Origin of the sequence: Citrobacter sp. Cpo090, from assembly GCF_030332665.1 — a bacterium.
Classification (GTDB): domain Bacteria; phylum Pseudomonadota; class Gammaproteobacteria; order Enterobacterales; family Enterobacteriaceae; genus Citrobacter; species Citrobacter portucalensis.
This window is the reverse complement of record NZ_JAOWHK010000038.1, coordinates 16,323-37,414: the sequence shown is the minus strand read 5'-3', so window position 1 is coordinate 37,414 and position 21,092 is coordinate 16,323. Positions and strand designations below refer to the sequence as shown.

Sequence of the window (21,092 nt, the reverse complement as noted above, 5' to 3'; positions counted from 1 at the left end):
TATGAAAATATTTAAAATATTTACTCCAGCGCAACTCTTGCTACTAAGTTTAATTATTATTAACTTATTATCCTGGTGTTGGGCATTTTTAGTATTTAAAGATAGTACCTTTCTTATGGGAATGGCTATACTGGCTTATAGTTTCGGTTTGAGACATGCGGTTGATGCCGACCATATTGTTGCTATCGATAATGTAACGCGCAAACTTATGCAGCAAGGTAAAAAACCAATCGCCGTAGGAACTTACTTTTCTTTAGGTCATTCCACTATCGTGATACTCGCATCAGTCGTGATTGTGGTAACTGCGATGACTTATTCTGACTCACTCGAGAAATTTAGAGAAACAGGCGGACTTATCGGCACTATCGTATCAACCTTGTTTCTGCTTTTATTCGCCTTTCTAAACTACACAATATTTATTTCAATCTACAAAAAATTTCGTGTCATCCATACGAAAGGTTCATTTTCAGAACAAGAGGCGCAAGAAAATATAAACCATGGCATTTTATCTCGATTATTTGGCAAGTTATTTAACTTGATCAACAACAGTAAACAAATGTATTGGATAGGATTACTTTTTGGTTTGGGATTTGACACTGCTACGGAAATTGGAGTATTAAGCATCAGCGCGATCACGGCAACAAATGGAATCAACACTTGGAATATTATGGTATTTCCAATATTATTTTCCTCAGCAATGGTTTTAGTGGATACACTTGATAATTATTTAATGACTGGAGCCTATGGCTGGGCATTATCAAAGCCATTAAAGAAGCTATACTATAATATGACTATTACTGGAATATCAGTTGTTATCGCTGCTTTTATTGGTAGCGTACAAGCTTTAGGATTGATTAGAGATAAAATGAACTTATCTGGATGGCTATGGAATGGCATCGCGATACTCAGTGATAACCTCACCGATATGGGATTTTGGATTATCGGCATCTTTGTTATTTGTTGGTTATGTTCGGTAAGTTATTACTGGATTAGGGGTTACGACAATTATCCCTCAACTGATTCCAGATAGAGGAGACACTCATCATGAATGAAGAATTTCTTCTACGTCTAATGCTAGCAGGTTTATTAGGTGGCGTAATTGGTCTTGAGCGTCAAATACGCGCCAAAGAAGCTGGTGTACGAACTCATATATTGATTGGTATCGGTAGTGCCATGTTCATGATCGTTTCTAAATACGGTTTCTATGATGTTATAGGGCATGGTCATATTGGATTAGATCCCAGCAGAATAGCAGCACAGGTTGTCACCGGCGTTGGATTTCTTGGCGCGGGAAATATTCTGGTTCAAAAACAGACTATCAGAGGATTAACAACAGCTGCGGATGTGTGGGTCACTGCAGCAATTGGCCTGGTCATAGGCAGCGGAATGTATGAAGTTGGTATTGTTGGCGCAGTTATGGCGCTCATCGTGCTGGAATTCTTCCGCCAGCTTACCTGCCGCTTTTTGAATCACCATTTGCAACTACGCATACGCATTGCGGCTGGTACAGCACAATCTGTCCTGGCCTGGATGACTGAACAGGGATATCGCATACAATTGCGCTCATTGGCTAATGATGCAACCAATTGCCATATTCTTACGGCAGATTTAGAGGTTACAGAAGCAACCAATGTGATTCAGGTAATTTCTTTACTTAAAGAAAACCCTGCTATTAAAGAGGTTTCTGTGGAGTGAAATTAGACCACATAAAATAATCACTTGATTTATTATTGTGTTTGTTCTTTATTTTTAAGAATAGGATTAAACTATAATTTTGAAAGATACAGGTATTGAAAGCTATGCTATACAATACTTGCCTCTTCAGCACTTTAACAATTTAATCCTAATGTCGAAACGAGACATCCTACATCTGGTTATTGTAGATAGCATGAAATTTGATGCCGTACTAAATCACTCATTTTCCTGAGTTTCAGCAACAACATTATATTGTACTTATGGCAGTAGTAAGTCTTCAATGAGATATGCATTTCCTCAGCAATCGAGTAACAGGATTTTTGCTGCAGAATACAGGTAAGAATTTGATGCTGCCGACGAGAAATTGATAATTCTGGAGAAATATCATAGTTTCCATCGCAATTCAGCAAAGTAATAAAATTACACAGCGAAACGTTTCGATTGATAAAAACGACAGGAATATCCCCGAAGCATCTTTTGATCCTGAATGGCGAAAGTATGAAAACCTTAGCAGGTTGAATCCTCTCCAGTTGATAAGCTATACTGGTATAGAAAATGTTGTTATTGAACGTATCAATTATCACTTTTGCATTAAGCTCTTCAATAGTACAAAAGTCTTCTGTATGCTGAATATGGACAATAACATCTTTTTTGATAAGGTGATAAATAGCCTGTAGCAAAATAATATCTTTAGTAAATACCAGAAACACTACCCTCTCCTGCAATACGTCATTTGATTAACAAATCTTATAGTTACTTAACGAAACTATCTATACATCATCGTCTCAAAATCAGTCCATTAGTGACAATATTGGGGAATATATGAATACTTCAGGCTGGTTACTGAAAAGAGGTGAAGCGAAAACATCCGTCTTCCACCTCGGCAGATATTGTAGCGAATGGAAGGCATCAACATACTCCTATGGTGAACCGAGTTTTCATATCGTTTTGGGCGGGGAATGCTGGCTGGATTTGTTCAACCAACAGCCGCGCATCATGCTGGAAAAGGGAGATATTCTCTTCTTTTTTAATAATTTTCCTTTTTACCTCACCTCATCTCCAGATAAAAGTATTGATGACTTACCCCGCAAACAGATGAGTAAAATCGAAGATTTATCTACCGACTCCACCGATCTTCTATGTGGTTTTATCCAACCTAACTCTATTGCCAGTCAATTGCGTTTTGCCTTACTTCCAGATATTTTTCTGATTAAGCAAAAGGACGATGTCAGTAACAAAATACATTCGTTATTTGAATTACTACTGACTGAAGTAAATGCCTCCGCCGATGAAAATAATTGCATTATTGCTCATCTGACCGATGCTATTTTGCACTATGTGGTTAGTGAGTCTACTTCCTTATATGATATTGACATAAATCTTCTGAACGCAGCTAATGATGAGCCGTTAGCAAAATTAATCATTGCTATAATTAAAAACCCACAGTATTCATGGTCACTGGATGATATGGCCCGTTTCGCTTATATGTCACGTTCAACATTTATTCGTCGCATATCGAAAGCGACAAGCTATACACCGAATCTGGTGTTAAGCAAATTAAGAATTTATGTGTCATTAAACCTGCTCAGAAGGGGTATAAAAACAGAGGATATTTACAGCAGCGTCGGGTATGAATCATTGTCTGGATTCTATCAGGCATTCAAACGCGTTATGGGAACTGCGCCAGGAGACTACCTCTCATCTTGCAAATAAAATGATCTGCGGGATAAATGTCAGCTGTCCGGGTAACGCTTACGCATTCTGGCATACCGCCGAACGTTAAGGTTATAATCCTTACAACGATTTTTTTGGATTAGAAGCGATAATGACAAAACTTACCCTACAAGAACAGATGCTTAAAGCGGGTCTGGTCAGCAGCAAAAAAGTGGCGAAAGTGCAGAGAACGGCGAAAAAATCGCGCGTTCAGGCTCGTGAAGCCAGAGAAGCAGTTGAAGAAAATAAAAAGGCACAGGTTGAGCGTGATAAGCAGCTCAGCGAACAGCAGAAGCAGGCCGCATTGTCTAAAGAATACAAAGCGCAGATCAAGCAACTGATTGAGATGAACAAAATCACCATTTCCCGTGGCGATATTGGTTACAACTTCACTGACAATAACCTGATCAAAAAAGTTTATGTTGATAAGGTAACCCAGTCTCAGTTGATCAAGGGCCGTCTGGCCATTGCCCGCCTGACAGCTGAAAGCAGCAGCGAGAGCGAATACGCCATTATCCCGGCTGTTGTCGCCGACAAGATTGCCCAGCGCGATGCAAGCTATATTGTTCTAAATTGCGAACTGAGCCAGGAAGCGAAGGACGAAGACGATCCGTATGCTGATTTTGTCATTCCTGATGATTTGATGTGGTAAGAACCCCCCCTGATAATCACCCAGAGTTTCGTCGCGTATTTCGGTGAACGCTAGCGCCGCCACCGAAATACCGTCAACCTCTCTTTTCCCCACATGCCATCTGCTAAAACTTATAGTGTTCCTTGCTCAGTCCGTATTTTCTCATGCGCAAATACAGTTTCTTACGCGGAATTTGTAAATACTCCGCCACTTCATTAATACGGCCCTGATGAATATTAAGCGCTTCGGTGATGATCTGTCGCTCGTACTCGTCAACCCGACGATCGAGCGGTGTCGGTTCAGGCAAATGCAGCTGTGGATTCGCGGTTTCAGCCAGTGGCAATAACCCCACAGCAAAAAGCTCAGCGGCATTGGCCAGTTCCCGGACATTGCTTAACCAAACGCGTCGCCGCATGCCTTTTAGTAATTCCCCGTCAACCTCGGGCACTGGATGATTCAGGCGCAGACAGGCTTTCTGCAGATAATGGCGAAACAGCGGCTCAATATCATCCGGGCGCTGAGACAGCGGTTGGCAGCCGATTTGCGTCATTGCGAAACAGTAATAAAGTTCGGCCACAATCTGGTTGGTTGCCGCCAGTTCCACTAACGAAGTGGCGCCAATGCCAATTAAGCGAAACGGACGTCGCTCCTGGCTTTGCAGATGCACCAACTGGTGCTGCTGTTCGCGCGTCAGGCACTCAATATGGCTCAGAACCAGCGTTCCCCCTTGCGCCTGGGCAATAAGGTCATTGAATTGCGCCGCATTCTCTAACGTCAATTCCCCGCGGATAAACGGTCCTTCAGCGCTGCGCCCAAGCTGATGCAAATAACGGGCTCCGGTCATACGCCCCGTTCCTGGCTCACCATAAAACCAGACGGCAATATCCGTTTCCGCCAGTTGCCGTAAACGCTGGCGGTACTGGTTAACCCAGTCACTGTAGCCGACCAGTTCAACCTGGAGCTTTTGCTGGCAATAGTGACGACGTGCAATCACAGATTTTCTCTGACGCAACGCGTCCTCTACCAACACCAGCAGTTTGCCAGGATCAACCGGTTTTTGCAGAAAGTCCCACGCACCTTTCTTCACCGCCTCCACCGCCATCGGGACATCGCCATGTCCGGTGATCAACAGGATCGGAAGTTGATTGTCATCCTGATGAAACAACGTCATCAGGTCGATTCCATTACAGCCAGGCATACACACGTCGCTCAGGACAATCCCTGGCCAGTCGGCCTGCAGCCAATTTCGGGCATCAAAAGGGTTACTGCATGCGAATACATGATATCCCTCCTGTTCAAGCAACAGGGTGTAAGCATCGAGAACATCGGCATCATCATCAATAAGCAGAACAGAATATTCATCACTCAACATCGTTTACATCCGTCAGATTAAATTGCAGAACGACGCAGGCATTGCGCCCTGGTGTCGACGCCAGGCGCAGTTCGCCGTTCATTTGCATCATTAACGATACACAAATCGATAAGCCAATACCGAGGCCAACATCCTTACTGGTGGTAAACGGTTTTAACAGTGATGGTAATAATGCCCCAGGCCAGCCGGGACCGTTATCGCTGATAAATACGCACAACCGACTGCCTTCGGTCTGCCAGTGAACCTCTATCTTCGCCGCAACTGGACAGGCATCCAGCGCATTTGCCAGGACGTTTACCAGTACCTGCTGAATGCGCACTTCGTCACCGGCCACCCACACGCTTCGGTCGGGGAGTGTCAGCGTACCCTGCTGTGGCTTATGCCGCATAGACAACAGCTCCCAGGCAGCGTTGAACGTTTGTCGGAGATCGACCGGATGCAGAGGCGTGCCAGGCTCGGCCCGGCGCGCAAACTGACGCAGTGAACGGATAATCGCATCGATGCGAGTAATCACCCCCTCCGCTTTGGTTAATGTGCTTCTGGCCTGAGCGGGTTGTCCCTGTTCAATTGCCCTCCCCGCCGTAAACAGGTACATCGACAGCGCATTCAGCGGTTGATTAATCTCGTGCGCCAGCGTGGTCATAGTCTGGCCGACCACCGCCAGTTTTGCCGTTTGGATCAGCTCATCCTGCGTTGCACGAAGATCGGATTCAATCTCTTTGCGCTCGGTCACTTCCTGCTCCAGCTGATTTTTTTGCGCACTCAACTGGCCCAGGGTATGACGCAGCAGGCCTGCGATACGCCCCAGTTCATCGCGTCCATATACCGGGATAGAGGCATCCGTTCTGCCAAGACCAATTTGCACCACGGCCTGGTTGAGCGCAGTAAAACGCTTCACCAGACGCGAGCGAATGAAGTAGTGATTAAGCCCCCAGGCGAGAAGTAGCGCCAGCAACGTCGCCAGCAGGATAAGTCCACCGCTGACGCGAACAATTTGTTCCAGCCGCTGGTTAAACGTCTGCATTTGCTGATGGCTACTCCCCAGTTGCGCTTCCAGCAGTGTTCGAAAGCGCCCAAGCGTAGCCTCTCTGGCATGGCTGGCATCAACCAGCGCTTTTTGCGCTGTGACATAATCGCGCATCGTATCGGGCATTTTATTTTTCATCATCCCGATTTCCAGCAGCTCATCGATTGTTTGTCGCAGTGTGATAGTACTGGGCCAGTCATCGAGGGTACGGATATTTTCATCCGCCGTTTTCTTCAGATTTTCCAGGTAGCGGATGTGATTCTCCACCAGCATGCCATCGTCGCTACCCGATTTCAGTTCATTGAGTCTGTCGCGTAAATCATCAACGATCTGGTTTTCAATTCTCGCCAGGGTATAGACCTGCTGCTGCTCGTTTTGCACCTCCCGGGCACGTTTGAGATACAGCGCCGCATCACCATTTTTGGCCTCGATTTGATCCAGCAACGTCCCCTGCTGCCAGGTAAAATCCTGCACCAGTGAATTCAGCTCGGTAGTAAAATCATCATGTAGCCAATCAACGCGCGCGGAAAGTTCACTCACTTTTTCGCGAACAAGGAACATGTTGTAGAGCACCCGGTCCAGTTCCGCCATCAGCGCCCGACTGTCTTGCAAAATCACCGCCAGCTGCTGCTGTTCTGCTGGTTGCAACCCCCGGCTCAGCACTTCAATTTTATCCAGATGCGAGATTATCTGATTGCGCAGTTGCAGCCTTACCGTCGTATTGGGAGCCAGCAGGAATTCATTAAGCTGATCCACAACCAGGTTAAGATTCCCCTCAATCAAAAAAGCGGAATGCACGCGCGGGAAGTAATCATCAAGCGAATAGCGTATCTGCGAGCTCTGCTCATGCCATGAGTACAAACTGACGCAGCTTACGCTCAACGTCAGTAATGCCCCCGTCAGAAAGGCTCCACGCAGGCTGCTGCTGATGCTGAGTTGACGAAGGCGTTGCAGTATCGATCCACCTTTCATTTTAATTCTTCCAGTTTTGATATCGCCTGACGCTGATTTTTAAGAAACCACAGCTGCCACTCCATCATCTGCTGTTCGGCAACGCTTTTATTATCAAACTGCGCAAGCCAGGCTTCATCTTCACTACTTTTGGCATCTATCGGAACGCTGGTCAGTAAGGCTCTGATTTCGGGTAGCGGGCGTTTCAGGCGCGCTTCCGCACTGTACAGTGCCCGCCATGCGTCCTTCAGTTGCGCAAGACGAAAACTGATGGCGGTATCAAACATTCGCTGCACTAGCTGTTGTCGCTTAAGGATCAGCCGATAATTAAGCGGAGGCTGGTTCATTAAAATAGCCTGCTGAGCAGCGCGGGGATTATCAGGCGCGAGCTGTGTTACCGGATATTTCCCCGTATTCGCATCCGCAAGGATCCGCTGTCCCTCCGGGCTTAACAAATAGCGGATAAAACGACGCGCTTCATTGGGATGCTGGCTGTTCCTGAGAACAGCAACATAGGTTGGCGATACCGCCGAGCGTGGGAAATAAGTAAAAGCCAGGTGAGGATCGTTAAGCAACAAGTTGGCATAATTATCAATGACCGGTCCCGCCACGCCCAGGCCACTCTTAATTTTGTCGGCTACGCCAAAACTGCGGGATGAAATCGTCACCAGATTCCCGGCACTCGCCAGCAGGGTCGCCCAGCCCTCTTGCCACCCTTTTTGCTGTAGCAATGACTCAACCATTAGATGGTTAGTATCCGAACGCGATGGGCTACTCATCAACAGCGCATTCTGGTATTTGGGCAGGGTTAAATCCCCCCAGTCGGAAGGAGGTGACAGATGTCGTGCCGCCAGCGCAGAACGATTAATCAGCAGCCCAAAACCAGATATCGCCACAGCAACGGAGGTCGAACGGATGGATTCTGGCACCAGGCGCTGGCTTTCCGGCAACGCATTGTCGAAGGGCGCCAGCTTCTGATGCTCCTGCAGATGCTGCAACAGCATAGGGGATGAGGTCAAAATCAGATCAACATTTTCCGCATTCGCGGTATCCAGCAGCTGTTCCAGCGAGCTACTGGTCCGGTTTAATGTGCGAATCATCACCGACCCCGGTTCCGTCTGCCAACGCTGAATAATCCAGGCCGTTGCCCCCGGTGAAAAGGTTGTTGCCATTACCAGCTCTTTACCCTGCGCCAGGCAACTCACCGACAGCGCCATAAAACAGAGCGAGATCGCCCAACAACACCCCCGGCCCAAAAGTCTGTTTGTGATCCCGTTCATAAATACCAACATGTGCAAAAAATAATATTGAGACAAAACTTACCCGTTTATCACCACCAGAGGGAAGAATAAGGTTATTCGTAGAATAACCAAACGGAAAGTGACGGCATCGGTAAAGAATACCCGAAAACGCAGTCTGAATTTGTTAATATCCGCACACGCCGAGGATAAAAGCGCCCGTAAAAGAATAGAATTGAAAACTCACTATTTAAAAAGAGTCAAAATCAGCCATGCAATCCAAAAATTGTGTCAATAGTGACTCATTTCATCAACTTGAGTTTCTCTGCCGTCTATTTCACTCTTCACTGCGAAAAATCCTGATATTCACATCAATATAAATTTAGGTGACGATATGTTATCAATATTTAAGGCAGGGCCAGCGGCAAATAAAGTCCCGGCAGAGAAAGTCCAGGAAACTTATGGCCGATACCGCATTCAGGCATTACTCAGCGTATTTCTTGGCTATCTCGCGTACTATATTGTGCGCAATAACTTCACGCTCTCAACACCGTACCTGAAGGAACATCTGGATCTCAGTGCCACGCAAATTGGTTTACTCAGCAGCTGCATGCTTATTGCCTATGGGATCAGTAAAGGCATTATGAGTAGCCTGGCAGACAAGGCCAGCCCTAAGGTCTTTATGGCATGCGGCCTGGTTCTGTGCGCCATCGTAAACGTCGGTTTAGGATTCAGTACCGGATTCTGGATTTTTGCCGCTCTGGTCGTTTTCAATGGCTTGTTCCAGGGAATGGGCGTTGGCCCTTCATTTATTACCATCGCCAACTGGTTTCCGCGTAAAGAACGTGGACGCGTCGGCGCATTCTGGAATATTTCTCACAACGTTGGTGGTGGCATTGTCGCGCCGATTGTTGGTGCCGCCTTTGCCATTTTAGGGAGCGAGCACTGGCAAAGCGCCAGCTATATTGTCCCGGCCGGTGTTGCCGTACTGTTTGCTTTTATTGTGCTGATGCTGGGGAAAGGTTCACCGCGCCAGGAAGGCTTGCCGGCTCTGGAACAAATGATGCCGGAAGAAAAAGTCGTATTAAATTCCCGACACGCTGTCCAGGCACCAGAAAATATGAGTGCCTTCCAGATTTTCTGCACCTATGTGCTGCGCAATAAGAATGCCTGGTATGTTTCACTGGTAGATGTCTTCGTCTATATGGTGCGTTTTGGCATGATTAGCTGGTTGCCTATTTATCTGTTAACCGAAAAACATTTCTCGAAAGAGCAAATGAGCATCGCTTTTCTGTTTTTTGAATGGGCGGCAATCCCTTCAACATTACTGGCGGGCTGGCTTACCGATAAACTGTTTAAAGGCCGTCGCATGCCGCTGGCCATGATTTGTATGGCGCTGATTTTTGTCTGTTTGATCGGCTACTGGAAAAGTGAATCCCTGTTGATGGTCACTATTTTTGCCGCCATTGTGGGTTGCCTGATCTATGTTCCACAGTTCCTCGCTTCTGTTCAGACGATGGAAATCGTGCCCAGCTTCGCAGTAGGTTCTGCAGTAGGACTACGCGGATTTATGAGCTACATTTTTGGCGCATCGCTGGGAACCAGTCTGTTTGGCGTAATGGTCGACAAAATGGGATGGCATGGCGGCTTCTATCTGCTGATGGGGGGAATTGTCTGCTGCATCCTGTTCTGCTACCTCTCTCATCGCGGTGCGCTGGAACTTGAGCAACAGCGAAAAAATGCTCAGCAAGAGGAAGCATCACTCCAGTTGGCGGATGCCCGGTAATTCATTTCGCTATCGCAACAAAGTGCCAGCGATGCTGGCACTTCAATAAACTCAGATAAATAATAAATAACTCAAGGTGATAATTTATTGCTAAACGTAACATTCCAAATTATTGCTTACCGTCTGCGACCATAAAGCGAATGATCAAACCACATGCCGGGGCAAGAAACAGGAATAATCCAGTTACCATTTCGTCACCATTGGTCAGCCGCATAGTAAAAACGTAAATTAATGCCGTAAGGATGGCCATGCCGAGAAAAGCGCTAATTGACGCCGCAGCGCCTATAACCTGCCAGATATAGCAACTGACGCACAGAATGCTCAGTATGAGAAAGATCCAGAAATAGAGCATAGCGATACCTCCTGTCTGCCGTAAACTTAACGTAAGTCCTTACACTCCCTTAACTTTATATTCTAAGACAATTCCTATCCGCATGCAATTTGAGCAACATTTTATTCACAATAATCATTCAACCGCTGACTATTACACTGTTTCTCCGTCGTTTATTTAATCATCATAAAAACAACGAATTATATATAGGCGAAATTTTGCCCTTAATCGTCCTAAAAACATTTACGAATCTTGAGTAATTATTTCTGGCTGACATTAATTTTCGGGTGTACATTGTGCGTCCGATCATTCACGCCCCCTCGTGGTTTTGTCCTGACTCAGTTTTACACTCTTTACAGGAACCAATGTCGTTCATGGCGGCCTAACGATCAGTGCAGAGTGTAAAGCGACAGGCAAAGAATCTTCGCGATACATCTATTTCGTATCAACAACAGGTGCTTATGTTCCCCCAATGTAAATTTTCACGCGCATTTTTGCATCCGCGCTACTGGCTCACATGGTTTGGTGTTGGTGTGCTCTGGTTACTGGTACAGCTTCCCTATCCCGTATTGTGTTTTCTTGGTACCCGTACAGGAACGCTGGCTCGTCCATTTTTAAAACGCCGTGAATCTATTGCTCGTAAAAATCTCGAACTCTGTTTCCCAAATCTGTCGCAGGAAGAAAGAGACAAACTGGTCGATGAGAACTTTCGTTCGCTCGGCATGGGACTGCTTGAAACAGGTATGGCCTGGTTCTGGCCGGACCGTCGGGTGCGTAAATGGTTTGATGTAGAAGGGCTGGACAACCTGAAGCGCGCTCAGATGCAAAACCGTGGCGTGATGGTCGTTGGCGTACACTTTATGTCGCTCGAGTTGGGTGGTCGCGTAATGGGGCTTTGCCAACCAATGATGGCAACCTATCGCCCGCACAATAATAAGTTGATGGAGTGGATCCAAACCCGCGGTCGTATGCGCTCCAACAAGGCGATGATCGGCAGAAATAATCTGCGTGGTATTGTCGGCGCCCTGAAAAAAGGCGAGGCAGTATGGTTTGCTCCCGATCAGGACTACGGGCGTAAAGGGAGTTCATTCGCCCCCTTCTTCGCAGTCAAAGACGTGGCGACCACCAACGGTACCTACGTACTGTCACGGTTATCCGGCGCAGCAATGCTGACCGTAACCATGGTGAGAAAAGCAGATAACTCCGGTTACCGCCTGTTCATCACCCCAGAAATGGAAGGTTACCCGGCAGATGAAAGCCAGGCTGCGGCGTATATGAACAAAATTATCGAAAAAGAGATCATGCGTGCTCCCGAGCAGTATCTCTGGATCCACCGCCGCTTCAAAACTCGCCCGATGGGTGAAGCTTCCTTGTATATCTAAAAAGAAAGGCCGTAAGGCCTTTCTTTTTTCTGCGGTTGAATTACTTAACGCCCCATTTGCTGTGCAGTTCAGCCATTCGCTCGCTGTAGTTGCGGGCGATGCAGGCTGATTTATCCTGTTCCTTCCAACACTCATTACGCCCCTTCACCCACCCGCGTTGCTCTGCTTTCAGCGTCGGGTTATTGCTTGATTTAACCAGCGCCTGCTTGTAGGCCCCGTTTAACGCCAAATCCATTTCTGAGAGCGAAGGGCTCTGGCAGATAATCTCTTCGATACTGCCTTTTTCTACCGCAGCGCAGGAAAAAGAGGGTCCAGTGCTGGTCGATTTTTTGGCCCCGGAAAAGTCGGTATTGTCCTCGGGCAGGCAAACGCCATGCTTTCGATTAGGCCCGCTCCAGGAAACATCCGGATTCCCGTCATCTTTACGGGAGATAGAAACGGTATTGTTACCGCTTTTTGCTTCCCAGTAATTTTCATTAAAGGCCTTCACCGTCGCCTTCGTGCCATCAATCCAAACATTGCCTTTACCATCACTATTCACACTACCAATACTTGCGCAGCTGAAATTAAACGCCAACGGTGAGGCCGCCATCGAGGTCAATGGCGTAAAAACGAGTGCTAACATCATTAATCTGGTCATTTTTAACCTTTTCATTATCTCATTCTGCGAAAAATTAACCGCATTAACACCATGGCGATATGAGAATTCTCCGAGTAACCATTCCGTCGCTCAATAGCAATTTATTACCGGCAGAAATTAAACTGTCGCCGAATCACGACAGTTGTAAGTTATTAAAATTAAATAAAAAAATGCCTCTTGTCTCGCCTCATTTTTAGGCGTACATTAGCGCCGTCTGGAGCATTAAAGCTCAGAATTCTGAGGTGATGCAGCCAAGCAAATGAGGGGTATTCTCCTTTCGTTCGCGTGTGCATCAGCTCTCTGTCAGGTAAGCATATGTTCATTTAGACGTACCCCAGGTACGCGGAGAGATGAAAAGTGAAATATTTCTTTATGGGCATTTCTTTTATGGTCATCGTTTGGGCCGGTACTTTCGCCCTGATGATCTAAATTAAAAGACGCAGCAAAAAACAGGAGCCATCAGGCTCCTGTTTGCATTTTGGGGGAACATTCTGTCAGTCGGTACTTTGAGAAGTCGATTTTGCACTAGCCGGTAACAGGCCATCTGCTCGGAACATCGCCTTGATGCCGCGAATAGCCTGGCGGGTACGGTCACGGTTTTCAATCAACGCAAATCGCACATGCGTATCACCATAATCACCAAACCCAATCCCCGGCGAAACGCATACCTTCGCTTCGTTCAGCAGTTTCTTGGCAAACTCAAGTGACCCCATCCCGGCGTATTGATCTGGAATTTTCGCCCATACGTACATCGAGGCTTTTGGCATCTCGACCATCCAGCCAGCTTCATGCAGTCCTTTGACCAGCACATCACGACGACGTTTATATTGCTCAGCGATATCCCGCACACACTGCTGATCGCCTTCCAGTGCAGCGATAGCCGCAACCTGCAACGGTGTAAAGGTTCCGTAATCGTGATAGCTCTTGATTCGCGCCAGCGCGTTCACCAGCGTTTTGTTGCCCACCATAAAACCGATACGCCATCCCGCCATGTTGTAGCTTTTCGACAGGGTGAAAAATTCAACTGCGACGTCGCGAGCGCCGGGTACCTGCATAATCGATGGCGCTTTCCAGCCGTCATAAACAATATCAGCGTAGGCCAGGTCGTGAACCACCAAGACGTCGTAGCGTTTAGCCAGGGCCACCACTTTCTCAAAGAATTCCAGCTCGACGCACTGCGCGGTCGGGTTGGATGGGAAACCTAAGATCATCATCTTCGGCTTCGGGTAACTTTCGCGTATTGCGCGTTCCAGCTCATTAAAGAAGTCGACACCTTCAACCAGCGGCACTGAACGCACCTGCGCGCCAGCAATCACCGCGCCGTAGATATGGATGGGATAACTTGGGTTAGGCACGAGGACCGTATCACCGTGATCGAGCGTTGCCAGCATCAGGTGCGCCAGCCCCTCTTTAGAACCGATGGTCACAATGGCTTCGGATTCAGGATCGATCTCAACGTCATAGCGTTCCTGGTACCAGCGGGAAATCGCCCGACGCAAACGCGGAATGCCGCGAGAGGTGGAGTAACCGTGAGTATCCGGGCGCTGCGCCACGGTACACAGTTTTTCGACAATGTGAGGAGGCGTGGCCCCATCCGGGTTCCCCATGCTGAAGTCGATAATATCTTCGCCGCGCCGACGCGCAGCCATCTTCAGTTCAGCCGTGATGTTAAAAACGTACGGGGGAAGGCGATCAATACGCGTAAAGCGACGTTCAGGGCAGGAGTCAGCCATAATATCCTCAGATTAACGTTAGCGCCCGGACCGTCCGAGCGACGCTGCCACGATGGTGGCACGTTTAGAAAATAGCCTGAATAATTTCCTTCTGTCGAGAGGCAAAACAAAATATTTTTTCCTGACAAAAAAGAGGAACAGCATAGTAAAATGAGGAAATATTCATTTTCGCAACCCGTTTAACATAACCATCATTTAACATTTTGTTGTTAAATATATTACCTTGAACGCAGCGCTCACAGGACAGGTATTGTAAATACAACAATCATGCAACAATCCCCTTTTAATATTATGGTTTTTCCCCATTAACTCTGAGCTGCGGGGGTGCTGGTCATCCTGCCTCAGGTTACCTATCATAGTGGTTTAACCCTTGCGCAAGAGTCACCCGTGCACGAAATATTCAATATGCTGCTGGCGGTATTTGACCGGGCAGCACTGATGCTGTTCTGTCTGTTTTTCCTGATTCGTATCCGCCTGTTTCGCGAACTGTTGCACAAGTCAGCCCACTCCCCAAAAGAGCTGCTCGCCGTTACCGCGATTTTCTCCATGTTTGCCCTGTTCAGTACCTGGTCAGGCGTACCGGTAGAAGGTTCTCTGGTCAACGTGCGTATTATCGCGGTTATGTCAGGAGGGATCCTGTTCGGTCCATGGGTCGGCATCATTACGGGCCTCATCGCAGGCACCCACCGTTACCTGATCGATATTGGCGGCGTAACTGCCCTACCCTGCTTTATTACCAGCATTCTGGCTGGCTGCATTGCCGGGTGGATCAACCGTAAGATCCCCAAAGCACAGCACTGGCGCGCGGGTATTTTAGGCGGAATGCTGTGCGAATCACTGACCATGATCCTCGTCGTCGCCTGGGCGCCCACCACCGAACTGGGGTTGGATATTGTCTCAAAAATCGGTATCCCAATGATCCTCGGCAGCGTCTGTATTGGCTTTATTGTGATGCTGGTACAAAGCGTTGAAGGTGAGAAAGAAGCCAGCGCTGCAAAACAGGCCAAGCTGGCGCTGGATATCGCCAACAAAACGCTGCCGCTCTTTCGCCAGGTCAACAGCGAGTCGTTACGTCAGGTGTGCGAAATTATTCGCCACGATATCCACGCTGACGCGGTTGCCATCACCAATACCCAGCACGTTCTGGCCTATGTTGGCGTCGGAGAGATCAACTACCGCGATAACGATGACTTCGTCAGCCCCACCACGCAGGAAGCCATAAATCACGGTAAAATCATCATAAAAAACAATGATGAAGCACATCGCACCCCGGAAATTCACTCCATGCTGGTGATCCCGCTTTGGGAGAAAGGCGTCGTGACCGGCACGCTGAAGATCTACTACTGTCACGCTCATCAAATCACTTCCTCGTTACAGGAAATGGCGATCGGTCTGTCGCAGATCATCTCCACTCAGCTTGAAGTCTCCCGCGCAGAGCAACTACGAGAAATGGCAAATAAGGCAGAGCTACGCGCGCTACAAAGCAAAATAAATCCCCATTTTCTGTTTAACGCTCTGAACGCGATTTCATCGTCGGTGCGGCTTAACCCGGACACCGCACGTCAGCTCATTTTTAATTTGTCGCGCTATCTTCGCTATAATATTGAATTAAAAGACGATGAGCAGATCGACATCAAGAAAGAGCTGTATCAAATCAAGGATTACATCACCATCGAACAGGCCCGCTTTGGCGACAAGCTGACGGTTATTTATGATATCGATGAAGAGGTAAGCTGTTTTATTCCCAGCCTGCTGATTCAGCCGTTGGTAGAGAACGCTATCGTCCATGGGATCCAGCCCTGCAAAGGGAAAGGCGTGGTCACCATCAGCGTGGCAGAATGCGGTAACCGGGTACGGATTGCCGTGCGAGATACGGGTCACGGTATCGACCAAAAAGTGATTGAACGGGTCGAGTCCAATGAAATGCCGGGCAATAAAATTGGTCTGTTGAATGTGCACCATCGCGTTAAGCTGCTCTACGGTGAGGGATTACATATCCGCCGTCTGGAGCCAGGCACAGAGATTGCCTTTTATGTACCTAATGTGCACTCGCCCGCAGCCGCGCCAACCACATTATTGCTTTAACCAGGAGTGAAGTCGTGAAAGTCATCATTGTTGAAGATGAATTCCTGGCCCAACAGGAACTGAGCTGGCTGATAAAAGAGCACAGCCAGATGGAAATTGTCGGCACGTTTGACGATGGTCTGGATGTGCTGAAATATCTCCAGCACAACCGCGTTGACGCCATTTTTCTGGATATTAATATTCCCTCGCTGGACGGCGTATTGCTGGCACAAAATATCAGCCAGTTCGCGCATAAACCCTTTATTGTGTTTATTACCGCATGGAAAGAGCACGCCGTCGAAGCCTTCGAACTGGAAGCTTTTGACTACATTCTGAAGCCGTACCAGGAATCACGCATTGTCAGCATGCTGCAAAAGCTGGAAGCCGCCTGGCAGCAACAGCAAACGGGAACGTCCCCTGTAAGTCCGGTGACCCGCGAAAACGACACGATCAACCTGATCAAAGATGAGCGGATCATCGTGACGCCAATCAACGACATCTACTACGCTGAAGCGCATGAAAAGATGACGTTCGTCTATACGCGACGAGAATCATATGTCATGCCGATGAACATCAGCGAATTTTGCAGCAAACTGCCGGCTTCGCATTTCTTCCGCTGCCACCGCTCGTTCTGTGTAAATCTGAATAAAATCCGCGAGATCGAACCCTGGTTTAACAACACTTATATTCTGCGTTTAAAGGATCTGGAATTTGAAATCCCGGTTAGTCGGAGTAAAGTGAAAGAGTTCAGACAGTTAATGCACTTATAGCGCAGAGAAAGAACGATGAAAGAGCCAGGCCTACCCGCAGACCAACAGTTTTTCGCCGATCTGTTCAGCGGCCTGGTGTTAAACCCACAGCGTCTGGGGCGCGTGTGGTTCGCAACCCAGCCCACCACACTACCGACCGGTAGTTTATGTATTGACCTCCCGCGCCTCGATATCGTGCTGCGTGGGGAATACAGCAACCGGCTGGAAAAACAGCAGCATAGTCTGCCAGAAGGAGAGATGCTGTTTATCCCGGCGAAAGCTGCCAATCTGCCCGGCAGCGATAAACCCGTGATGCTACTAAGCCTGGTGTTTTCTCCGGCATGGCTGGGACTCTCTTTTTACGATAACCGAACCGCATCTCTGTTACGTCCAGTTCGCCGTATTGAGCTACCGCATCCGCAGCGCGGCGAAGGCGAGGCGATGCTCACCGCATTAACCCATTTAAGCCGCTCTCCTCAGGCCCAGGATATTATTCAGCCTCTGGTGCTTAGCCTGCTGCATCTGTGTCGTAGTGTGGTCAATACCCGCCCTGACGCAGAGCGTCCGCGCGCTGAATTTCTCTATCACAGTATGTGTAATTGGGTACAGGATAACTATGCTCAACCGCTGACCCGGGAAAGCGTGGCGCAGTTTTTTAATATCACACCCAATCACCTGTCAAAAGTGTTTGCCCAGCACGGCACCATGGGGTTCGTCGAGTATCTGCGGTGGGTCAGAATGGCGAAGGCACGCATCATCTTACAGAAATACCATCTGTCGATTAGCGAAGTCGCACAACGGTGTGGATATCAGGACAGTGATTATTTCTGCCGCCTGTTCCGACGTCAGTTTGGCCTGACGCCCGGAGAGTACGGCGCACGCTTTCAGTCAGCGCGTTAAGTGAGACAACACCCACGCTGTTAGTCATATCCGTTTGCTTCGTTGTAAAATAGCGGCCTTTAGCCAAATCCTACTGGCTTACTCGATAAAGTGAATATGCGATGAAAAACAGACGTGCACTCTCCCTGATGTGTTTTCAAATGCTGGAATCAGGTGCGGATCGTCAGACCGTGAAAAGAGCCCTCACCTCCCGCCGTGTTAAAGGTCGCCAGGCGGTGGTTCTGCTCTGCAAGCAAGAGATGAAACTGTTAAGAGCCGGGAAGCTGCCGGGGCACAACGCGCCGCATTGATGATTTCACTTTTCGGTAGCGTTTACCCAGCCTGCAACCACAACGCCACAGGCTGGATAGCGTTCTTTCAGTGAAGCTTAAAACGTCAGTTCCGCCTCCAGCAGCGCCAGAATACCGTCGGCATCTTCAGCGGCAAACAACGACTGGCGGAACTGCTTGTTCACCAGCTTACGCGCCAGCTGCGAGAAGACCTTCACGTGGTTAATGCCTTCATCGGCACCCAGCGTCAGCATGATAACCAGTTCCACCTCGCCCATCTCAGACTGCCAGTCAACGGGCTGAGCAAGCCGGGCAATGCTGATGCTGGAATGGCGGATCCACTGGGATTTCGTGTGCGGAATTGCCACCCCAAAACCGACGGCAGTGGTAACTATCTCTTCACGCTGCCAGACATCCTCTTCCAGTTCAAACGGATGTTCAGTGCGTCCGTTTACCCCAAGATTACCGCACAGAAACTGGATCACCTGCTCTTTGTTGCTCAGAGACTCACCAACAAAGATATTCTCCAGCGCCAGCAGCGGACGCACATCTTTCTGCGGTGCAAATTGATTCAGCAGATCTTCAATCTCCTGAGCGCTACGGCACTCGCAGGCCTGCATGGCGAGCTCGCGGCATGCCTGGCTGTTCAGTTGACGAAGCTGACTTTTTACTGCCGGAATGCGTGGACTACTCATACTTAGCTCATCGAGTCCTAAACCCAGCAGAAACGGTAAATAGCGTCCTTCGCCGCCCAGTTCTCCACAAATCCCCACCCATTTACCGCGTTCGTGCGCCACGCGAACAATTTGCTGCAACATACGCAGGAACGACGGCGTAATCGGGTTGTATAGCGGCGAAACGCGTGGATTATTGCGATCGACGGCGTACAGGTACTGGGTCATGTCGTTTGAACCAATACTGAAGAAATCCACCTCGTCGCAGAAATGGTCGATGATGTAACACACCGAAGGGACTTCAACCATAATCCCCAATGAGATTGTCGGCGCATGACGTAAACCGTCCGCTTTCAGCGCCACCAGCGCTTTTTGCAGTTCGCTTTTTACCCACAAAATCTGGTCAAGGCTGTGCACCATCGGGATCATCAGCTGCGCGTTACCGAAGGTCGCCGCACGTAGGATGGCACGCAGTTGGGTACGAAACAGTCCGGCAAACTCCGGATAAATCCGCACCGCACGGTAGCCGAGGAACGGGTTATCTTCCTGCGGAATATTGAGATAGCGGATATTCTTATCACCACCGATATCCATGGTGCGAAAGATAACCGGCTTGTCGCCTGCGGCCAATAAAACCTGCTGGTAAGCTTCAAACTGTTCCTGCTCGTCAGGAGCGCTGTCGCGGTCCATAAACAGCATTTCAGTACGAAACAGCCCAATCCCTTCCGCACCATTGGCAAATGCACCCGGCGCTTCGAGCGCGGTGCCGATATTAGCCGCAACATCAATACGTTGATTATCTTTGGTCAACGCGGGCTGGGCGGCATCAAGCGCCTGCCGCCGCTGGCATTCATCGGCCAGCTTCTGCGCAATCGCGTAATAGCCGCGAACTGCATCGTCCGGATTGATGGCCAGTACCCCACAGCGAGCATCCAGTACCGCAGGCTGCCCTGCATAGCGGCTAATAGCCTCCAGCGGCAAGCCGCTAAGCACAGGAATAGCAGATGCACGAGCGAGAATCAGGGTATGTGAAGTGCGCCCTGTTTTCTCCAGGATCATGCCAGACAGATGCTGCAAATCGAGGCTTAAAAACTGGCTGGGCGTCAAATCCTCAGCGACCAGAATCGTCGGCTTATTCAGCACCAGCGCATTGCGCGGACGTCTTTCAGGCCAGGTGATGTGCAGCAGCTGTTCGCTGATATCACGGATATCACTGACACGCTCGCGCAGATAATCGCTACCGGAGGCCGACAGCTTATCGCACACCTGTTTCATATTGACGACGATTGCGGCCCCCAACCCCAGATGCTGCTCCAGCATTAAGCGGCGAATATTCCCGGCAAACTCGTCGTCCTGAATCAGAGACAGATGCGCGCTGAGGATGGTTTTACTCTCGCCGTCGCGCTCGCGCAGTTGTTGATTGAGCTGTTCGGCAAGCGTCGCCAGACTGTGTTCCAGCCGGGTGTTGTCTTCCGCACTCGCTGCAATGGCGCGATAGCTTTCCAGATTATCGCTCTGCCAAAGCGTGAGCGTACCTGCCCCCACGCCCCCTGCCAGCACAGTGCCATAAAGAAGGTCTGGATTGAGACGAATCAGCGAACGTGGCAACGGATGTGCCGCCAGTTCCTCCGGAGTCGGTTGAACGCTATCACTGTCAATAAACCGGTGCTGGAGATACTCCTCCAGCACTCGCCGAGCCTGTTCTTCATCGCGACCGGTGATGGTTAAGCTACAGCTGTCGTTAAACAGCGTCCCGGTGCCAATCAGCGCCAACGAGCTTTTCGCATCCGCCTTCGCATTCTGGCGATGGTTAATAAATATCACCTCACTTTGCCACTGGCTGCACTGCTCTTTCAGCTCCCACGCCGGACGAGCATGCAGACCATTGGGTAACGGGCAAAGAAATTGAATCGTTAGCATAACAACTCCTGATTAGC

Annotated in this window: 19 protein-coding genes; 11 read left to right on the top strand and 8 right to left on the bottom strand. The window is 48.8% G+C overall.

The window, feature by feature from the left end:
* The first annotated feature begins 1 nt into the window (after window position 1).
* Entirely contained in the window at window positions 2–1,030 is a 1,029-nt protein-coding gene (locus OGY83_RS22615; RefSeq protein WP_286636954.1) for a HoxN/HupN/NixA family nickel/cobalt transporter, read from the top strand.
* A 14-nt stretch (window positions 1,031–1,044) separates the two neighbouring features.
* On the top strand, window positions 1,045–1,695 hold the full coding sequence (locus OGY83_RS22610) for an MgtC/SapB family protein (RefSeq protein WP_123267652.1): 651 nt from the start codon (window positions 1,045–1,047) through the stop codon (window positions 1,693–1,695).
* Window positions 1,696–1,874: 179 nt separating this feature from the next.
* On the opposite strand, the gene OGY83_RS22605 is transcribed toward OGY83_RS22610, so the two are convergent.
* Window positions 1,875–2,405, bottom strand: a complete 531-nt coding sequence (locus OGY83_RS22605) for a helix-turn-helix domain-containing protein (protein ID WP_172313233.1) — start codon at window positions 2,403–2,405, stop codon at window positions 1,875–1,877.
* A gap of 112 nt (window positions 2,406–2,517) precedes the next feature.
* Between OGY83_RS22605 and OGY83_RS22600 the strand changes: the two genes are divergently transcribed.
* Window positions 2,518–3,408 carry an AraC family transcriptional regulator gene (locus OGY83_RS22600; RefSeq protein ID WP_079939107.1) on the top strand — a complete coding sequence of 297 codons (891 nt, stop codon included), beginning with the start codon at window positions 2,518–2,520 and terminating at the stop codon, window positions 3,406–3,408.
* Window positions 3,409–3,520: 112 nt separating this feature from the next.
* The gene (locus tag OGY83_RS22595) at window positions 3,521–4,060 is read left to right on the top strand and encodes a DUF2058 domain-containing protein (protein ID WP_079939108.1); all 540 of its coding nucleotides are present in this window, start codon (window positions 3,521–3,523) and stop codon (window positions 4,058–4,060) included.
* Between the two features lie 103 nt (window positions 4,061–4,163).
* On the opposite strand, the gene pgtA is transcribed toward OGY83_RS22595, so the two are convergent.
* Genes pgtA through pgtC form a run of 3 tightly spaced genes read right to left on the bottom strand, consistent with a single transcriptional unit; the run spans window position 4,164 to window position 8,606 of the window.
* Window positions 4,164–5,411: a two-component system response regulator PgtA gene (gene pgtA, locus OGY83_RS22590; protein WP_123267655.1), complete on the bottom strand. Its 1,248-nt coding sequence runs from the start codon at window positions 5,409–5,411 to the stop codon at window positions 4,164–4,166.
* Window positions 5,401–7,395, bottom strand: coding sequence for a two-component system sensor histidine kinase PgtB (gene pgtB, locus OGY83_RS22585; protein WP_286637155.1), 1,995 nt, complete (start codon window positions 7,393–7,395; stop codon window positions 5,401–5,403). Before pgtB ends, pgtA begins: the two co-directional genes overlap by 11 nt.
* A gap of 11 nt (window positions 7,396–7,406) precedes the next feature.
* A complete protein-coding gene (gene pgtC / locus OGY83_RS22580; protein ID WP_286637154.1) occupies window positions 7,407–8,606 on the bottom strand; it encodes a phosphoglycerate transport regulator PgtC in 1,200 nt (399 codons plus the stop codon).
* Window positions 8,607–9,021: 415 nt separating this feature from the next.
* On the opposite strand from pgtC, the gene pgtP reads away from it, so the two are divergent.
* Window positions 9,022–10,413, top strand: a complete 1,392-nt coding sequence (pgtP, locus tag OGY83_RS22575; protein WP_079939112.1) for a phosphoglycerate transporter PgtP — start codon at window positions 9,022–9,024, stop codon at window positions 10,411–10,413.
* Between the two features lie 109 nt (window positions 10,414–10,522).
* On the opposite strand, the gene OGY83_RS22570 is transcribed toward pgtP, so the two are convergent.
* Window positions 10,523–10,765, bottom strand: a complete 243-nt coding sequence (locus OGY83_RS22570) for a DUF2545 family protein (protein ID WP_003834857.1) — start codon at window positions 10,763–10,765, stop codon at window positions 10,523–10,525.
* Between the two features lie 440 nt (window positions 10,766–11,205).
* On the opposite strand from OGY83_RS22570, the gene lpxP reads away from it, so the two are divergent.
* A complete protein-coding gene (lpxP, locus tag OGY83_RS22565; protein ID WP_079939114.1) occupies window positions 11,206–12,126 on the top strand; it encodes a kdo(2)-lipid IV(A) palmitoleoyltransferase in 921 nt (306 codons plus the stop codon).
* A 40-nt stretch (window positions 12,127–12,166) separates the two neighbouring features.
* On the opposite strand, the gene OGY83_RS22560 is transcribed toward lpxP, so the two are convergent.
* A complete protein-coding gene (locus OGY83_RS22560) occupies window positions 12,167–12,781 on the bottom strand; it encodes a lysozyme inhibitor LprI family protein (protein ID WP_286636953.1) in 615 nt (204 codons plus the stop codon).
* A 342-nt stretch (window positions 12,782–13,123) separates the two neighbouring features.
* On the opposite strand from OGY83_RS22560, the gene ypdK reads away from it, so the two are divergent.
* On the top strand, window positions 13,124–13,195 hold the full coding sequence (gene ypdK, locus OGY83_RS22555) for a membrane protein YpdK (protein WP_010723117.1): 72 nt from the start codon (window positions 13,124–13,126) through the stop codon (window positions 13,193–13,195).
* 65 nt (window positions 13,196–13,260) lie between these two features.
* On the opposite strand, the gene alaC is transcribed toward ypdK, so the two are convergent.
* Complete coding sequence (gene alaC, locus OGY83_RS22550; protein WP_194210525.1) at window positions 13,261–14,499, bottom strand: alanine transaminase; 1,239 nt, start codon at window positions 14,497–14,499, stop codon at window positions 13,261–13,263.
* A 387-nt stretch (window positions 14,500–14,886) separates the two neighbouring features.
* Here alaC and OGY83_RS22545 point away from each other — a divergent pair, with 387 nt between their 5' ends.
* The 4 genes from OGY83_RS22545 (at window position 14,887) to OGY83_RS22530 (ending at window position 18,502) form a co-directional block, all read left to right on the top strand.
* A complete protein-coding gene (locus OGY83_RS22545; RefSeq protein WP_123267797.1) occupies window positions 14,887–16,584 on the top strand; it encodes a sensor histidine kinase in 1,698 nt (565 codons plus the stop codon).
* Between the two features lie 14 nt (window positions 16,585–16,598).
* The gene (gene ypdB / locus OGY83_RS22540) at window positions 16,599–17,333 is read left to right on the top strand and encodes a two-component system response regulator YpdB (RefSeq protein ID WP_079939117.1); all 735 of its coding nucleotides are present in this window, start codon (window positions 16,599–16,601) and stop codon (window positions 17,331–17,333) included.
* 15 nt (window positions 17,334–17,348) lie between these two features.
* The gene (locus OGY83_RS22535; RefSeq protein WP_079939118.1) at window positions 17,349–18,212 is read left to right on the top strand and encodes an AraC family transcriptional regulator; all 864 of its coding nucleotides are present in this window, start codon (window positions 17,349–17,351) and stop codon (window positions 18,210–18,212) included.
* A 101-nt stretch (window positions 18,213–18,313) separates the two neighbouring features.
* Window positions 18,314–18,502 (top strand): hypothetical protein, encoded by a 189-nt coding sequence (locus OGY83_RS22530; protein WP_043017101.1) that lies wholly within the window; start codon window positions 18,314–18,316, stop codon window positions 18,500–18,502.
* A gap of 77 nt (window positions 18,503–18,579) precedes the next feature.
* On the opposite strand, the gene ptsP is transcribed toward OGY83_RS22530, so the two are convergent.
* Window positions 18,580–21,075, bottom strand: coding sequence for a phosphoenolpyruvate--protein phosphotransferase (ptsP, locus tag OGY83_RS22525; protein ID WP_286636952.1), 2,496 nt, complete (start codon window positions 21,073–21,075; stop codon window positions 18,580–18,582).
* Between the last annotated feature and the right edge of the window lie 17 nt (window positions 21,076–21,092).

What these genes read in the sequence shown, in the direction of transcription:
- OGY83_RS22615 (WP_286636954.1), top strand. Translation starts at nt 2, where the DNA reads ATGAAAATATTTAAAATATTTACTCCAGCGCAACTCTTGCTACTAAGT.
- OGY83_RS22610 (WP_123267652.1), top strand. Translation starts at nt 1,045, where the DNA reads ATGAATGAAGAATTTCTTCTACGTCTAATGCTAGCAGGTTTATTAGGT.
- OGY83_RS22600 (WP_079939107.1), top strand. Translation starts at nt 2,518, where the DNA reads ATGAATACTTCAGGCTGGTTACTGAAAAGAGGTGAAGCGAAAACATCC.
- OGY83_RS22595 (WP_079939108.1), top strand. Translation starts at nt 3,521, where the DNA reads ATGACAAAACTTACCCTACAAGAACAGATGCTTAAAGCGGGTCTGGTC.
- pgtA (WP_123267655.1), bottom strand. Translation starts at nt 5,411, where the DNA reads ATGTTGAGTGATGAATATTCTGTTCTGCTTATTGATGATGATGCCGAT.
- pgtC (WP_286637154.1), bottom strand. Translation starts at nt 8,606, where the DNA reads ATGGCGCTGTCGGTGAGTTGCCTGGCGCAGGGTAAAGAGCTGGTAATG.
- pgtP (WP_079939112.1), top strand. Translation starts at nt 9,022, where the DNA reads ATGTTATCAATATTTAAGGCAGGGCCAGCGGCAAATAAAGTCCCGGCA.
- OGY83_RS22570 (WP_003834857.1), bottom strand. Translation starts at nt 10,765, where the DNA reads ATGCTCTATTTCTGGATCTTTCTCATACTGAGCATTCTGTGCGTCAGT.
- lpxP (WP_079939114.1), top strand. Translation starts at nt 11,206, where the DNA reads ATGTTCCCCCAATGTAAATTTTCACGCGCATTTTTGCATCCGCGCTAC.
- OGY83_RS22560 (WP_286636953.1), bottom strand. Translation starts at nt 12,781, where the DNA reads ATGAAAAGGTTAAAAATGACCAGATTAATGATGTTAGCACTCGTTTTT.
- alaC (WP_194210525.1), bottom strand. Translation starts at nt 14,499, where the DNA reads ATGGCTGACTCCTGCCCTGAACGTCGCTTTACGCGTATTGATCGCCTT.
- OGY83_RS22535 (WP_079939118.1), top strand. Translation starts at nt 17,349, where the DNA reads ATGAAAGAGCCAGGCCTACCCGCAGACCAACAGTTTTTCGCCGATCTG.
- OGY83_RS22530 (WP_043017101.1), top strand. Translation starts at nt 18,314, where the DNA reads ATGAAAAACAGACGTGCACTCTCCCTGATGTGTTTTCAAATGCTGGAA.
- ptsP (WP_286636952.1), bottom strand. Translation starts at nt 21,075, where the DNA reads ATGCTAACGATTCAATTTCTTTGCCCGTTACCCAATGGTCTGCATGCT.